The sequence below is a fragment of the Microbulbifer maximicatervae (SeqCode) genome, assembly GCF_052467065.1.
Genome location: NZ_CP174299.1, coordinates 2,864,106 through 2,881,118, shown reverse-complemented (window position 1 = coordinate 2,881,118; position 17,013 = coordinate 2,864,106). Strand labels below are relative to the sequence as shown.

9 protein-coding genes are annotated in these 17,013 nt (G+C 45.8%); 3 read left to right on the top strand and 6 right to left on the bottom strand.

Features of this window, described 5'->3' with window-relative positions:
* Nucleotides 1-10: 10 nt before the first annotated feature.
* Nucleotides 11-868: an alpha/beta hydrolase gene (locus tag ACJJI1_RS12690; RefSeq protein WP_444956877.1), complete on the top strand. Its 858-nt coding sequence runs from the start codon at nt 11-13 to the stop codon at nt 866-868.
* A 31-nt stretch (nt 869-899) separates the two neighbouring features.
* Here ACJJI1_RS12690 and ACJJI1_RS12685 read toward each other — a convergent pair whose 3' ends face one another.
* Entirely contained in the window at nt 900-1,928 is a 1,029-nt protein-coding gene (locus ACJJI1_RS12685) for a glycosyltransferase family 4 protein (RefSeq protein ID WP_444956876.1), read from the bottom strand.
* A 92-nt stretch (nt 1,929-2,020) separates the two neighbouring features.
* The gene (locus ACJJI1_RS12680; RefSeq protein WP_444956875.1) at nt 2,021-3,178 is read right to left on the bottom strand and encodes an NAD-dependent epimerase/dehydratase family protein; all 1,158 of its coding nucleotides are present in this window, start codon (nt 3,176-3,178) and stop codon (nt 2,021-2,023) included.
* Between the two features lie 1,373 nt (nt 3,179-4,551).
* Here ACJJI1_RS12680 and ACJJI1_RS12675 point away from each other — a divergent pair.
* Nucleotides 4,552-6,180 (top strand): di-heme oxidoredictase family protein, encoded by a 1,629-nt coding sequence (locus tag ACJJI1_RS12675; protein ID WP_444956874.1) that lies wholly within the window; start codon nt 4,552-4,554, stop codon nt 6,178-6,180.
* A gap of 70 nt (nt 6,181-6,250) precedes the next feature.
* Here the strand turns inward: ACJJI1_RS12675 and ACJJI1_RS12670 are convergent, their stop codons facing one another.
* Nucleotides 6,251-6,736 carry a GFA family protein gene (locus tag ACJJI1_RS12670; protein ID WP_444956873.1) on the bottom strand — a complete coding sequence of 162 codons (486 nt, stop codon included), beginning with the start codon at nt 6,734-6,736 and terminating at the stop codon, nt 6,251-6,253.
* A 173-nt stretch (nt 6,737-6,909) separates the two neighbouring features.
* Between ACJJI1_RS12670 and ACJJI1_RS12665 the strand changes: the two genes are divergently transcribed.
* A complete protein-coding gene (locus ACJJI1_RS12665) occupies nt 6,910-7,698 on the top strand; it encodes a class I SAM-dependent methyltransferase (protein ID WP_444956872.1) in 789 nt (262 codons plus the stop codon).
* A gap of 242 nt (nt 7,699-7,940) precedes the next feature.
* Here ACJJI1_RS12665 and ACJJI1_RS12660 read toward each other — a convergent pair whose 3' ends face one another.
* From ACJJI1_RS12660 to ACJJI1_RS12650, 3 genes are all read right to left on the bottom strand, one after another.
* The gene (locus tag ACJJI1_RS12660; protein ID WP_444956871.1) at nt 7,941-15,578 is read right to left on the bottom strand and encodes a hypothetical protein; all 7,638 of its coding nucleotides are present in this window, start codon (nt 15,576-15,578) and stop codon (nt 7,941-7,943) included.
* 48 nt (nt 15,579-15,626) lie between these two features.
* The gene (locus ACJJI1_RS12655; RefSeq protein WP_444956870.1) at nt 15,627-16,229 is read right to left on the bottom strand and encodes a hypothetical protein; all 603 of its coding nucleotides are present in this window, start codon (nt 16,227-16,229) and stop codon (nt 15,627-15,629) included.
* 182 nt (nt 16,230-16,411) lie between these two features.
* Nucleotides 16,412-16,867, bottom strand: coding sequence for a DUF3592 domain-containing protein (locus ACJJI1_RS12650; protein ID WP_444956869.1), 456 nt, complete (start codon nt 16,865-16,867; stop codon nt 16,412-16,414).
* Nucleotides 16,868-17,013 lie beyond the last annotated feature (146 nt).

Below are 17,013 nucleotides of genomic sequence, written 5' to 3'. Positions count from 1 at the left end.
AGCGCCCAGAATGCCTGCCTTGCAGATAAGTGACGGCCGTATCCTTACTTATGATGACTATGGTGATCCTAATGGCTGGCCTGTGCTTTTCAATCATGGCTTCTCAGATTCGCGACTAATTCGTAATCCTGATAAGGACCTTACCATATCTCTTGGCGTAAGAATCATCTCTGTAGATCAACCTGGTGTGGGGGGATCATCTCCCCATAGAGGCCGGCGAATGGTTGATTGGGGGTCGGATATCGAAGAACTGGTTAATCGTCTAAATATCGAGACATTTTCGGTAGTCGGCCATTCAGGTGGTGCCCCTCATGCACTTTCTATCGCTAACAAACTTCCCCACAGAGTCTCTAAAATTGCCCTTGCAGCCCCAGTTGCGCCACTGGACTACCCAGGAATGACTGACCTGCTAAAAAACCCGGATATCAGACTTATCGCAAAGATCCATCGTTGGCAATTTCTTACTCGTTGTCTGTGCCGATTAAGTGCATACCAAGCCAATAGTAATATACAAGATTATATTCAGCTCTTTGCAAAGAAAGATGCCTCTGATGCCGCACTGTTTATTCGAGACCCGGCACTTAAGAAAATGTTTGAAGAATCATTTTCTGCCGGAGCAACGCAGCATGGGGAGGGTTTTTTTGAAATGATAATGGCGCTTTGGGATTGGGGGTTTGATCCTCGTGAAATCACCACTTCCACCAAAATATTTTATGGTGATGCCGACGATATAATTGATATTAAAATGCCAAAATATCTCTCAAGTATAATGCCAAATAGCTCAACTCAAAGCTGGCACCAGCTGGGACACTATGCATTTGTTAACAAATACTGCTGGGTTGAGTTGCTCAAGTCAGCTCGCAAGTAAGCCTTGCGAACTTTACGAGCAACGCTTTTATCTAGCCATCAACAGGCAAAGCCTCTACTGCACTTACCGGAACCAGGCTTGAAATAAAATCCTCAGTGGCCACATCCCAGGAATAGGTCCTGGCATGAGTAACACAGTCCGATCGGTCCAATAATAGTGCCTTTTCTATGGCCACTTGCAGATTGCTATCCAACGCTCCAACGGGGGCATCACCAATGATATCTTTCGGACCTGTCACAGGGTAGGCGGCAACGGGCAAACCACAGGCTAAAGACTCAAGATTAACCAGACCAAAAGTGTCAGTTACCGAAGGAAATACAAAAACATCTGCAGCGCTGTAGCATTCAGTTAAGTCCTTACCCTCTTTAATTCCCAGATATACCGCCTGTGGAAACTTCCTCTTTAATTCATTGAGTTGAGGACCATCCCCCACGATAACTTTTGTTCCCGGTAACTCAAGAGATAAAAACTTATCCAGTGATTTTTCCACTGCAACACGCCCTACATTGAGCATGATAGGTCGAGTTAGGCCCTCAAAAAGTTTTGTCTCAACCGGGTGGAATTTTTCTAACTCTACGCCTCTTCGCCAGCGGGTGACACGGGCAATCCCCAAGGTTCGAGCTTCCGCTGCCATACCATCTGTAGTCACCATTGTTTGTGCTGCGGAATTATGAAAGCGACGAAGGAGACCGTGTAACCACTTCAGTGGAACTTTATAGCGAATCGATACATATTCAGAGAGACGGGACAGCCAAGATGTCGTAAAACGCAAATTATTCCGCTTGCAGTAGCCACGAACAGCCCACCCCACAGGACCTTCACTCATAATGTGAATAGCGTCCGGTGAAAAATCCTCAATAATTCGGGCAGCTTTCCCACCAGGAAATACTGCAATTTTCACTTCTTTATAGCCCGGCCAGGGGAAATTAGTAAAATCAGTAGCAGAAACAATTTTTACTTGGTGCCCCCTTGCTATGAGTTCTTTCTCAGTTTTTTCCAGTACTCTGGAAACACCATTTAGTTGCTCCGGATAAGTATCCGTAGCAATCAAAATCTTCATATTTTGCACTCTTCAGCTATAGACATTAAACCTCACCTTCCACAGGCAGCCTTGATTTCATATAAAACCAGGACCATTGAAGTATAAAAAAATCACCACTTCGACACACAAGGGATTTTAGCTTGGTCACATCGATGTGAATATTTTTTGGCAATACCCTCAACTTCAGTGAGAAGATTATCATTCAGAGTTATAGGCTTGAGCCCCATCTCGATAAGCTGGTCATTATTTACCAACAAATCATTTTCTGCTGACTCTTTTCTGGGGTTGTCCAAGTAGGCAATTCCCACCCCTGTCTTGTTGGAGATTAAATTTGCTAGATCCCTGATACGATGCGTCTCTGTCATTTGATTCAGAATTTTGACTCTATCGCCTATCTCTGGAGGATTTTCAATAGCTAACTGAATACATTGACAGGTATCCTGAATATGAATAAATGCCCGCTTCTGGCCGCCAGTGCCATGAACGGTAAGTGGGTAATTAATCGCCGCTTGCATCAGGAATCGATTGAGGACTGTTCCATAATCACCATCATAATCAAATCGATTAATCAGAGATTCATCCCTTTGTGTTTGTCGGGTCTGGGTACCCCAAACGATCCCTTGGTGTAAATCAGTGACACGTACCTGATCGTTCTTGTTATAGAAGGCAAATAACAATTGATCCTGAGCCTTTGTCATATGATAGATAGAACCTGGATTGCTAGGGTAAAGAATCTCCTGTTCACTCAAATACCCTTCAGTCTCTACCTGGATTTTTAAATATCCTTCGGGAATAGTGAGACCAGCTGTTCCATACCCGTATACACCCATAGTACCCAAGTGAATCAAATGTATATCCAATCCGCTTTCTACTATAGCCGCCAGGACATCATTGGTAGCATTCAAGTTATTATCAAGTGTATAACGTCTATGCCGGACAGATTTCATCGAATAGGGTGCGGCACGCTGTTCAGCAAAATGTACAATCGCGTCTGGTTTTTCCTCTTTTAAGAGAGTGACCAATCGCTCAAAATCCTGTCCGAGGTTAATATAAATATGCCTGATGGACATACCGGAAACTTCACGCCATACACGAAGCCGCTCAGACAGGTGCCTGATTGGTGTCAATGAATCAACTTCAAGCTCAATATCAATTTTTCGCCGTGATAAGTTATCAACAATAATAACTTCATAACCCACCTCTGAAAGGTGGAGTGATGTAGGCCAACCACAAAATCCATCACCTCCCAAAATCAATACTTTCCTCACCCTACCCCCTAAAAACTCTTAGGAATTTATACAATTCGAATACACTAATATTTTTATCAGCTTCGAATTAACCTACCTCATTCAAAAGTAGCAGCCACAGTTAAACGAAGCCATACGGGCAAATTTATTCGATTTTTTGTGACATTGTCGTGACAATCCATATCACTATCCATGTTCCTTGTACGCCACAATGAGAAAAAACGAACCACTCGTTAAAAATATCTCTCAGCAGCTTTGTAGTTGATAGTAAGTTGGGGGCTTCCTCGCCTACAGGCGCAATGATAGAACTATCTCATTGTTTCTATATTGAAATATATGGCGACAAAGATCTTTATCGCGCCATTCAAATGAATAGCACGCCAATTTTACTTTAAGCCTAAACACATGGAGCACTCGAACGGAAACACCATTGTTTTAGACCGATCACTCTATCCCTCTATTAGAAAGGAAAATACGCCAAACATGTTTTCAATAAAGCTAAACTTTTTTGACAATTATACGGTTCACATTGGTCGCCCCCCCAAAGCACCTTTCTGTAAGTAAGACAGCGATCAAATACCCTTCATCTCTGTATCTACGCTCACAAGCGCATGCTGAAATTTGATCTGGTATAACGAACTGGCACGCACCGAAGATAAGAAGTGTTTCCATAAACCCTATCTACAAAGGTGACATTAAATTTCCACAAACAGATAAGTTATTAGCCTCCAAGCCATGTGTCACCTAAAGACAATACGAATTCACAATTGGGGAATTCACTCTCAATCGAAAATAATTATAAGTTTTTCAAAATATCCATTGTCTTCAGTAACGTTAATAACCAGCACTTTTTCCTAAATCTAATGTCACAACCACCAGGAATAGGGACTTTCCGTGAAGCAGGAAAGTATGTCACCGAAAGGTAAATATGCAAATACCTACCCTTTCAAAGGAACTTATTTATCAGAAACGGCAACTAAAAAATCCGAAAAACAAAAACATAGCCGCGTACTAGCGCGGTAGGTTATGGGCAAAATCGACACAATCGGGATCGCATTTTAGATCTTTAGGTCAGTTAATCTGAGCTTTAAAATCTGCTATCGCAATACTGTATCTCCCGTGGTCTTGACGCCTGCCATAAGTGGCAGAACAGGCACAGTTCTACCTATAAGAAGCTTGCAAGGATGCTGTTAAACCTTCACTGGATGCACTTTGCGAGATAAAAATGTTATTACCAAGATCTCTATCAATTTTTCCTTGTAGCACAACTGATAATCAGTTTTTTGGGGAATCGTGCTTAAAAGAAAAGTGGTCGAGTGTCTCCGCATCAAGTGCATTTTCGTAGAAGAACTCACCTTACGTCTGCTCAATATCAGTACCCGGAGATATAGCTGATGATACTTAAAAAACACCTGTTGCCTGTCGCTATGGCAATATCGGCTTTAACATTTAATGCCACTCCAGCGCTTGCCGACTTTGGTTCCAAGCACGATAAAAACCGAGTTCCCAAGCACGCAAGAAAAAACCAAAGACAGCAAAGGACCACTCCTTTCGATTTTAGTGAAGTCTTCGATACCGTACAGATATTGCATGCTGGGGCAATTGAAATTCACCTGGGTGGACATTTAGAGCAATCTGATCTCGAATCCATGGATACCTTGGAAGCCTATGTTCACGCTTTTGAGGAGGGCGATGAATTATTCGAGATGAATTACAACGCTCTCGACGGGGTCGGCGTAAATGTAGGCAACGGCAAAAGATTTACCAGCTTCCCAAGGCCCGACCTGAAAGGGCCAAATGCATGGGCAAATGTCTTGCCCCACCGCACGACGGGCCCCAACGGTGACTCCTGTATCAGTTGTCACAACGTACCCGTGGCCGATGGCGGTGGTGGCGTTAACGATAATGTGATTCGCATGGACCCTGAGCGCAAGCAAAGAGGATTTATCGAACGCCAGTCGCCCCACCTGTTCGGAATGGGGGCTGTACAGTTGGTAGCAGAAGAAATGACTACCCAACTGCACACTCTGCGGGATGAGGCTATCAGTGAGAGCTGCTCATCCGGCACCGATACGACTGTCGCACTAACCGCAAAAGGCGTTAGCTTTGGTGAGATCTCCGTCTCCTGTGATGAGGTCAACTACGATAGCGTTGAAGGCCTAGATACTGACCTGGTAGTCAGACCCTTTGAGTGGAAAGGCCTAACCGGATTTGTACGCGCATTCGTTCGTGGCGCGGCACACCAGGAATTGGGCATGCAGGCCACTGAACTGGTCGGTGATGCGGACAGTGACTTTGATTCGATCACTAACGAACTCAGTGTTGGTGACATCACCGCGTTAACTATCTACAACGCAGCGCAACCCCGTCCGGTAACAAAAATCGAGCTTAACAGCGTAATCGACTCCCTAACGGAAGAGGAGCAGGAGACATACGGCCTACCCTTAAGCAATGAGGAAATTACCAGTATCGAAAATGGCGAAGAGCTATTTAGCTCCATTGGCTGTGCCTCTTGCCACTCCCCCGAGATGGAAGTTGCATCGCCGGTATTCTATGAGCCCTCTCAGCACGCTAGCTACCGCGATGAAACTTATCCCGCAGGCGATATAGCCGGCCTACCCAGCCAATCCCTGCAATTTAACTTGCTCACAGAGATCATGGATAACCCTCAGGAGCTTCCTTCTGGACAAACGCTGGGGCAATTTGAGGAATCGGAAAATGGCGGGGCTATAGTCCGCCTATATGGTGACCTTAAGCGTCACGATATGGGAACAGCCATGGCCGAGGAAATTGATGAAGGCAATGTGGGAGCCTCAGTATTCCTTACAGAAAACCTCTGGGGCGTTGGCTCAACACCACCTTACTTACACGATGGCCGCGCTACCACTATGACTGAGGCGATTGTCTATCACGGTGGTGAAGCTGAATCCAGCAAGGAACAGTTTGTTGGGCTGAGTGACACTGAAAAGGCAGACCTGGTCAACTTCCTGGATAACCTGGTGCTCTATCTCGCGGAAGAATAAACGCAAGGTTAACTCCATAAACCTGAAGCGGGGCGGCCACAGGCTCGCCCCGCCTCTCTTTATCCCCTCCCTAATCGGGAATATTTCGCTGGTGCCATTCAGCCAGGGACTCTTCAGGGTAGCTTCCAAACATTTCGTCCCCCTCCCGTATATCTGGCTGCACCCAACTCGGAGCATAATCCAGCATCATGTGGCTACGCACTGGCGGTACTGGCAACTCAGAATCAATCGCAGAAGCGAAGGGGTGTACCAGTTCTGGCCAGCGCGGGTCCCAAATCCATAACGCACTGCCACACTTTGAACAAAAATGTCGCTGTGCCGGACTCTTCCCGCTACTTTCCCGACTTCGAATCCCAGTTTCAGCCTGATAGACACTCAAAAACTCCTCGCCCTCCACTTTCAGGGTTTGGAAGTCTGCCCCCAGATTAATAGCGAAGCCCCCTCCTCCAGCTGTTTTTCTGCATATTGAGCAGTAACAACGGTTGAAGGGATAAGGTTGCCGGGAGTTCAGACTGAACTTAACCGATTGGCAGTGGCAAGATCCTTTGAGTTTCACAGTACTTTTCCAGACTTTTACCTTTCGGTCGGCAGGTGGTCAGAATGACGGTTTTACGAACTGCACAGTTTCTTGTGCCATATTTATCGATGACTGAAATTGCTACACAGATCATAAGTGTATCCGGGCTAAACTGATTCACCATCCACGATGAGACTCAGGGCGTCACACCAATGAATGAACCTATCAGACATGATAAGTGGCAGGCTCAAGAGTACGTAAACGCCTCTGACATGCAGTGGCGCCACGCTATGGAAGCCATACATCGCTGCGATTATCGCCAAGCTGCCACTATTCTTGATGTGGGTTGTGGCGATGGCAAGGTAACCCGCTATTTAGCTGAGCGTATGACAAATGGCAGGATTATCGGTATTGATCTAACCGAGGATATGATTTGTTATGCTAATAAAAATTACGCCAATATACCCAACCTATCCTTCGAGCAAATGAGCGCAGACGAAATCCAGTTCGACTGCAAATTCGACATTATTTTTTCTTTTAGTTGTTTACACTGGGTAGCGGACCAAGCTCAAGTCTGGAATAGTTTTTATAAATATTTAAAAGTTAACGGTAAAGTAGTTTGTGGTTTTCAGGTTGATCATGAAAATTTCTGGGAGACCGTATACGAGGAACAGGAAACAGCTACATGGAAACCCTATTTTGAAAGTTTTTACGATCCTTATAATCACTATACGCTAGAGGAAATGCGGAACTATGCCGAAGAAGCAGGCTTCTACTTACCAAGATTCGATGAAATCTATCATGTGGAAAATTTTCAAACCTGGGAAAAGCTCACTACCTTCTTTCTATCATGGGCTCCCCAGTTCCGTCATCTAGGCCACCCAGAAAGAGAGCAGTTTGCCGACCAGGTAATGAACAAATACTATAAGAAAATCCACCCGGAAATGCGAAAGGATGCTGGGGTAAGAATCAAACGATTTATTATTGAAGCAGAGAAATAGCCTCTATTCAGGCTTTCCTCACAGCACCAACACTCTCACCTGCTGCCGTAGAGAATTTGTATATATTTCTATAAATAATACTGGCACCAACTATTAACCTAATCAGCTCAATTAAGTAGTGAGCGCCTCTTAAAGCTAAGTACGCAACAGATTCTTCTGGGGATACCGCATACACTTTTCTTCCATATCTTCAGCTTTTAAGCTGGCTGCACCCGAAGGCACAGCCAATCAACTTCTACAAATTACTCCCAAGCATCAGCTAACGCTGAACTCCATTCAGCCTGCTGATCCGTATTGAGATTAATAACACCATTTACAGGCGTACCAACACCAGTCATGAACTCTGCAAGCCCGGTAACATTTTGAAATGGCAGCTGAGCACCAGTTTCCACAGCAAATACTTCTATCGCACTTTCGCTCGACTGCCAATTACGTACCTGTATCTTTTCAGTCCCAGCGAGCAGATAGATATCCAAGTGCTCATCATTAATTACCAACCAGAGATCCTCTGGAGCAATTGCCCCCTCAAAAAGTACTACATCTGAGCTACTGCTGCCGTTATCAATAATTACATCTGTACCGTCACCTCGGGCAAATAGATAGCTATCGTCTCCTGGGCCTCCCTCCAGGGAGTCATTACCTTCACCGCCACGAATAGTATCTGCAGCGTTGGAACCTATAACGGTATCGTTGCCTTTCTCAGCACTGATTTCTTCGATGGAGTCCAGTGTTGTGGAGGAGAAATCCAGAGTGTTGTTACCTGTAGTCCCCTGAATTTTATCGACCCCCTCAAGCCCATCAATAAGTTCCACAGTAGCCGTACCGGAGTATGCTGATAAACGAATTAAGTCATCGCCAGTGGAGCCTCGGATCTCATCGGTGCCTTCACCACCGGAGTAACGGTCATATCCCGTGTCACCCGCAGTTAATAAGAAGAGGTCATTTCCCGCTTCACCATAGAGGTTATCACTGCCGTAACCACCTTCTATCGTGTCTGCAGCTACTGAACCATAGATGGTGTCATTGCCATTGCCCGCCTCGATATAAGCAATACCAATCAAAGAGGTATTGCGGAAATCCAGGGTATTGTTGGCAGTGCTACCCACAATACGATTCATCCCCTCTTTTCCATCAATTACCTCGACAGTTGCAGTACCAGAGAAGACGCTAAAGCGAAATTCATCATCTTCATCAGTCCCTTGTAAAGTATCACTACCCTCTCCCCCTTCATAACGGTCATAGCCAGTATCACCGGAGGTTACCTGGAAAATATCATCGCCACCATTACCATAAAGAGAGTCACTGCCAATACCACCAACAATAAGGTCTGACTCTTCAGAGCCCTTTATGGTGTCATTCCCCGCAGCTCCATCAATCAAAGTGATACCTTTTAACTGGGTCACAGTGAAGTCCAGGATATTATTGGCACTGGTACCTAAAACGCGGTTTTCACCTTCATCACCATCAATTTCCTCTAGGACATTAGTTCCAGTAAAGCTATTGAAAATGAAATTATCATCCTGGTCAGTGCCCAGCAATCGGTCTTGTCCTTCACCGCCGTTATAGGTATCCGACCCTGTATCCCCATTGGTAAATACAAAGGTATCGTCACCATCGCCACCAAACAGATAATCACTGCCCAGACCACCAACAATAGTATCCGCAGCAACAGTACCATAGATGGAGTCGTTACCCGCAGCGCCATCAATCTGTGCAATACCGATTAGTTCCGCCTCAGAGAAATCCAAAGTATTATTGGAGCTGGTTCCCACAATTGTGTCGATACCGCCCTGCCCATCAATAACTTCTACAGAAGCATCACCGGCGAAAACACTGAAAATAAATGTATCGTCGGATGCAGAACCTTTTAATGTATCTCGGCCTTCGCCACCTCGATAAGAATCTGAGCCAGTATCACCTTCAGTCACCAGGAAGATATCATCTCCAGCTTCACCATAAAGTGTATCGCTACCGATACCCCCCTCAATAATATCCACTTCACTGGAACCATAAATCACATCATTCCCTGCAGCCCCATCAATCAAACTTATATCGATCAACTCTGTTTCGCGGAAATCCAGGGTGTTGTTAGAGCTGGTGCCCTGAATGGTATTAGAGCCTGCTCCACCATTTATCCGCTCTACCGTAGCGGTCCCACTAAATACAGAGAAAGTGATGGTATCGTCAGAAGAAGTTGCCAGCAGAGTGTCAAAGTCATCTCCACCATCAATACGGTTGGAACCGGTATCTTCGCCACTGAGGACAAAAATATCATCACCGGCATTACCGTATAGATTATCGGAGCCAGCCGATACGACAATTCGATCCGCCTCGGAGCTACCGTAAACCGTATCGTTACCAGCACCTGCATCAATTTCAGAAATATTATTGAGTTCTGCTTCAGAAAAATCCAAGGTGTTGTTGGAAGTTGAACCGACAATTCGGTTGTTGCCCCCTGCACCATCAATAATTTCTACCCTGGCATCACCACTAAAGACACTTAAGCGAACTTCATCATCGCCATCGGTCCCTAGTACCTGGTCACTTCCTTCACCACCTCGATATTGATCAAAGCCAGTATCACCGGCGGTCAGCACAAAGATATCGGCTCCACTATTGCCATAAAGCACATCAGAACCAATTCCCCCTTCAATCACATCCGCAGCTGCCGAACCATAGACGACATCGTTACCTTCAGCAGCATTAATTAGATTGATGGAAAGCAGCTGGGTATCGGTAAAGTTCAGAGTATTGTTGGAGGAACTACCTATAATCTGGTTATTGCCACCATCTCCATCAATCACCTCTACCGTCGCAGTACCAGAAAATACACTAAAGCGGAATTCATCATCACCGGAAGTCCCCAGCAGCCAGTCATCGCCATTACCGCCGGTATAAACATCGAAACCGGTATCTCCACTGGTTAGTAAAAAGCGATCGTCACCGCCTTCACCATAAAGACGGTCACTACCAAGACCACCGACAATTTCATCGGCTACATTAGAACCGTAAAGCGTATCGTTCCCGGCCTCCGCATCCAGACGTGCAATATTGATTAAGCTCACATCGCGGAAATCTAAAGTATTGTTAGATGAAGTGCCTAAAATCCAGTTATTACCTTCAGCACCATCAATCGCCTCTACTCGCGCATCACCACTGAACACACTAAAGCGGAACCAGTCATCGCTATCGCTACCGATAACCTGATCAAAGCCAGTACCACCATTCACACGATCAGAACCGGAATCCAAGCCGCTGATATAAAAAATATCATCGCCAGCATTACCGTACAGGCTATCGCTACCACTGTTACCGATTATCTTATCGCTGGCGGAACTACCATAAATAGTATCGTTACCGCCGAGACCATCAATAAAGTCGATATTCAGCAACTCGGTATTGGAAAAATCCAAGGTGTTATTCGAGGTGGTGCCATAAATTACGTTATAGCCAGCGGCACCATCAATTCGCTCAACCGTATTTTCACCACTGAAGACACTAATCCGGATGCTGTCATCCCCAGTGCCCCCTAATACCTGGTCAAAGCCTTCACCACCATTAAAGCGATCTGCACTGCCATCATTACCCTCTACCAGGAAGATATCGTTACCACCCTCACCATAAAGCGTATCGGCACCACTACCACCGATAATGACATCATCACCGTCACCACCATGAATTGTGTCGTTACCCCCCTTACCATCGATTCGATCGGCGGTATCGGTACCCTGTAATGTGTTATTACTATCGGTACCTTCCAAGGTAGTTTGCGACTCACCGGCAACAATATCCCAGACAAACTTGGAAAAATCCAAGGGTTGCCCTGCGGTATGGCGAATAACTAACAGCTCATTACTGAATGCGCTACCATCAGATCCGATATCGGCAAAAGTTAGAGTTGCACCACTGACAATCGACGCGCTGTAATTTAAATCGGGAGAATCGAGCAAACTTAGACTTGCACTGGCGTCCTCCAAGCCTCCACCCAGATTATCCAAACGTGCCCGATAGCTGGATTCCAGTTCTGCCCCATCATTAACCGGTACCTGGCTTTCCAGGGAATAATCACAAATAAACAGAACCTGCCCAGTTGTTTCATTATCCAGGTTGAGCAGGCTCACACTGTCCAATAACTGGCCGCTGTAGGCATTATCATTACTCTGTACTGGTTGGAATACCAAGCTGTAAGCCATATCCCCATCCACAGAGCAGTCATCCAATCCCACCAGTTGGATCAGCTGCGGAGTCTGCCAATTATCTGCGGTAAACTGGAGATAGTTATTACCAAGAATTGCCGCCTCAGAATCATCAGAGACCCCAAGATTCAAAGTCAAACTGGTATCTGCCGCCAGGGCCTGATCCAGGCTAACCTCAAGCACAGCGATACTAGTACCCGCTTCATCGGTTTCAAGGTCTGTAAGTGCCTGCACCGTAATGTGACTTTCCCGCTCAGGAACTTGAATGGTGCAGCAACCACTGGTTGTTACCGTATTTTCTCCATCGGTAATTTCCAGCTCCAGGCTATAACTACCAGCTAATAAATTAGAAACATCCCAACGGTACTGATCGGAGTCGCCATCCTCATCCTCACCGAAACCATCAGCGATCAGGGTTCTACCGCCACCTTCATACAAGTAATAAAGGGCAATATCTGCATCGCTGTCGGGATCACTGTCCTGCCACTGAATAAGTAATTCAGCTTCGCTGACGGTTATATCACTCGCCGGCAATACCAGGGATATTTGCGGAGCATCGTTAACCCCGTTCTCATTAATAAAGAAAGTATTGGCCGCACTCCAGTCACTAGCCTCCCCCTTGCTGTCCTCAGCCTGAGCACGCCAGTAATAGTGGCTGTTGTCATTGAAATCAAACACGGGGGTCCACTGGGTAGACGCCTGAACCTGGCTTGCCACTAACAGAGTCAAATCCGCATCGGAGTAGACTTCAAAGCGATACTGTACGCTATCGCCATCGGCATCAGTGACTGGGTTAACTTCAAACAGAGGACGCAGGCTCTCTACTACCGCAGCAGAACCAGGATTTTGCAAGCTCGGAGTTGGCGGTGCCGTGTTATCGGTATCTACACTAAAGCTGGCAGTTACCCAACTAGTCTCTACCTCGCCATCGCTGGCTTTAGCGCGCCAGTAATAAGTAATATCCTCTTGCAGACCTTCAGCTATCCAGGATGTCTCCAGCTGCCCTTCTGCAATTGTGCCTGAAACCACTTTGCTATCACTGTCAAAGCTCGCCAGAGTGTCCAACTCAAAGTAGTAAGTAAGCGACTGCCCCTCTGGATCGCTCCCGTTAGTTAAACGTAGCTCTACACCATTATTATCAAGCCAGCTCGATAAGGCACCATTGGGAGACACTACAGCGGGCGCTATAGGCGCATCGTTTAATGTACTAACAAGGAAGGAACCCAAATCACTTTCAGTGCGCAAACCATGCTCATCTTCTACCCAAGCCCGCCAAACATAAGCATTGTCTTCAATTAAGGGATTGGGTACCTGCCAGCTAGTCTGGAAATTACCACCGGGCAGCAGACCGGAAACCTGGGCACTGGGATTATCCAGATCGGACTCATGGAAAAGATCAAAACCATAAGTCAAAGTATCCCGGTCCACATCGAAAGCGTGAGCCACAATCAACTCAGGAAGGATTTCAGCAACAATTCCATCCAACTGGGGTGCATTGATTGCCGGTATAGTGGGAGCATCGTTAACTGTATTGATAAAAAAGCGGCTCGCCTCCCAATTGGATGCGACCGAGACATCTCCGCTTTCGGCATCCACAAGGGTAATTGCACGGGCACGCCAATAATAAAGGCTGTTATCGAGAAATACCTGGCCGGAAACCAAGTCATCAGCACCCACCGCCCATGCCGTAGTATCGACGCTCTCTTCCAAAGTAGCACTGGCTACTTTAATTAACATCGCCTCATCAGCATAGACTTCAAACTCATAAGCAACACTTAAATCCGCCGCATGCTCACCATTGCTGAGGGTAAGTACCGGTAACAATTCCGCAGCACCAGCAAGTACTTCAGCATCAAATACCGGGCTAACCAACTGGGGCGCGCCAGGGGCTACCTCTGGCACAGTGGGGTCACTGCCCACGTCCTCCTCTTCCGCATCGCTGCGGCCGTCTTCATCGTAATCGCCACTACCATCCCGATCCAGGTTACCGAAGTGCTCCATCTCCCAGGCATCATCTAGGCCATCGCCATCCGTATCAGAAGAGGGGTTTATTTTCAGGTTAACCGCACGAGAACTAGAGAGAGCACCATCACTAGCTGCAAAGGAAACAACATAATTGCCAGCCTGACCAACTGCCGGTTCCCAACGAAATATACCCGTACCATCGCCGCCATCGGTGAAAATAGCCCCAGAGGGCAAGCTGCTGCTAGAGAGTTGTGGCACTGTGCCATTGGGATCGGAGGATTGCACCAGGAACCCGACCTGCCCTCCTTCATGACCGGTTCGGTCTAAAATTGCTTGAATCACCGGCGCCTGGGGCAGCGCAGCAGAGTCGGTAAAGTGTAGGGTATAACTATCTGCACCCTCATAGTCAAAGACATTGATAAAGTAATCAAAGTCCACTTTATTAGCCGCACGCTTTTTGGATAACCAGTAATTATTTTTATTTAACTCGCGGCCATCCTCGCCCACAACACGCTGTAATACTTTCTCTCCAGCATAGGGGTCACTGACCTGGATATAACCAAAGCCCTCGCCGGCAGCACCAGTTAAACTACGGGTTCCATCATTTTCAGAACCCAAAGTGTAGGAAAGCGTATCCACCTCCGCACAACTACGACACAGGGCCAGATCAACACCGGTATTTTCACTCTCATACACCGCAAGACTGCTATCAGCGGTATAGGCCAGATAGTCTAGAACGTTATCACGCCCCGGTAAGTCCACCTGTACATCTTTAAGTAACAAGTGTGCATTGGTAGCATCGATCAGCGAGGTCAACTCTCCGCCCAACTCATCAGCGTGGGTAAAGCTGGCCTCAAAGCTAGTGAACTGACCGGACAGAGAGGACTCCATCACCCAGCGCCCAGCCTTCATTCCCTGAGGAGTGATATCACCAAAATTAATCAACAGGCTGGGGCTTTGTGGCTCGTTTTCCACAAAGCTATTAGTAATCGCAAAATCGATCGCCAAGCCTTGTTCGTTATCCACAATTTGGGGCTGGGCAGATTCGATATTGACTGAACGTGCAGTGCCATAACCGTTATTATCGACACGCACGCCAAGGGTATAAGGCTCAGGGGGCTCGATTTCTGTGGTAAAGGCATCATCACCTACAACCTGCTCAGTGAGGAAGTAATCCAAGGTCAATAGAGGTTGGGGTTTTACCACAATAGAATCTGGTGCAACCTGCACCACTTCATCCTTACCCCCGTAAGAATATGACAAAGTAGCGCCGACAAAAAATAGTTCGCCGTTATCAGTTTGCCCAGCAGCATTGGCGGTGGGAACAATCAACCAACGAAATTCCCCGACATTGCCCGCGCTGATCTCTCCATCGGTAACTGTGCCATCCTCTGCCGTAACCAAAGAACCAATATTCTGGGTATCGTCAACACGAATAAAGAACTCGGCATCGCTGGCAGAACTATCGGAGGTTGCAGTGACCTGATTCCCCTCATCATCGGCAAAATCCACCGTGATTGCGATATCCTCAATCGCAAAGGTATCCAGGCTATTGGTAATCCGCATAATGGCTTCAAAGCCCTGACGCTCAAGTGTCAGCTCCTGCAGTATTTCAATACGCACTTCTGCACAGAGCGACTCTTCTTGGGCTACTGCAACCAAGGGTGTAGTAAGAGTACAACACCAAACTGCAGCCCATTTCCCCCAACCTTGTAACATACTCAATATTTCCAGGTATCACCTTAAATTTAAGGTATTTTTATAAAATCAAAAACCCAAGTCGTTTTTATCAGCCTTACTATAAGAGCGAGCATCTTTATTTATTTTAATAGGCACATCATTAGCATCCATACTATCATTAGCATCAGACAACTTATTTACTATATATTCCTTTAACTCCAAAAAATCTGAAGCAAGTATATCTAACTCACCATCCCTAAAGCAGAGAAAACTATATATTTTTATATCACCATGAGAAGTGTGAAGCACTAGAGCGGGATAATGAGCTTTATAGTTAAAACTGTAATCCAGAATATCATCCCATTTACAGCTGGCATCCGAAGTAAAAGGTAGGAAAATACTAGGTACATAAACACCAGCATCATTTGCGATGACTTTACGGTTACGTGGACTTACCATCAAAAAATAGGCAACAGAACCGAAGAAGCACCAGAGTGACAGTACGTTAATGCTTCTTGTTTGATTAAAAGAGTCACCAAGGTACCCAAAACTTCCGAGCACCATTACAAAAGAACCAAGTAAGATAAGCTTTATGTAACCCATTGGGATTTTGTAACTTATTTCCATTTTTAACGAATAAAACCTCAATCCAACACCGAGTACAACCCCATAAAAATCGAGCACCAACAACTATATAATTTCCACCCATCGGAATCTTTGCATCCTCAACTAGATATAGATCCCTAATAGTCAACTCATACCCCAACCTTAAAAATCAACCAGCATAAAGATCAAAAAAATGCAAGAACCTTACAACTACCTTTACACCTCAAGACTCACTACATCTCCAACTTAAAAACCACCCAAAATAATCAAACAATATAAAAACCATAAAAAATAAAAAGTGGAAGACCAATGCATATAAAAAGATAAAAAAATGATAAGAACCCTGGCTCCTCAACCTCTATAGAGGAGCAAGATGGTCGCTCTTTATCGTAATAAACCAACACCTCACCATCAACTGGATAGCTTGACATGATTGTATCAACATCCTCCCGCCAAGCAGAGTGGGCCCTTGCCTCTGAGGTATAATACAGCCCACCAACAAAATACCCATACCCAAAAGAATAATGAGTTTCACCACGACGATGGTAACCTTTAGAAGATGTGATTACTCCTGGGACAGAACTATCTAAATCACAGAATACAGTCTTTACCAAAGGTGAAACAATACCCCAAGCAAATTCAGCAAAAGCTACCATAAGGGTTAACGCCAGGACACAACCGAACCAATTAAATCTTTTTTTTACAGGTAACCCAGGAAGCATATATTACTCGTCCACATTTCCAGAAACTTAAATCAGACAACTATCGGCCTAGTCCTATGTTTTTATTACTTCGCACTTTATCTCTTACACCATCCGCCTATTCATTCACTCACTACACCAATCAAATATCCCGTAATCCCCCATAG

Excerpts from the sequence above, each read along its gene's own strand:
- ACJJI1_RS12660 (WP_444956871.1), bottom strand. The coding sequence starts at position 15,578 with ATGTTACAAGGTTGGGGGAAATGGGCTGCAGTTTGGTGTTGTACTCTT.
- ACJJI1_RS12685 (WP_444956876.1), bottom strand. The coding sequence starts at position 1,928 with ATGAAGATTTTGATTGCTACGGATACTTATCCGGAGCAACTAAATGGT.
- ACJJI1_RS12675 (WP_444956874.1), top strand. The coding sequence starts at position 4,552 with ATGATACTTAAAAAACACCTGTTGCCTGTCGCTATGGCAATATCGGCT.
- ACJJI1_RS12690 (WP_444956877.1), top strand. The coding sequence starts at position 11 with ATGCCTGCCTTGCAGATAAGTGACGGCCGTATCCTTACTTATGATGAC.
- ACJJI1_RS12665 (WP_444956872.1), top strand. The coding sequence starts at position 6,910 with ATGAATGAACCTATCAGACATGATAAGTGGCAGGCTCAAGAGTACGTA.
- ACJJI1_RS12650 (WP_444956869.1), bottom strand. The coding sequence starts at position 16,867 with ATGCTTCCTGGGTTACCTGTAAAAAAAAGATTTAATTGGTTCGGTTGT.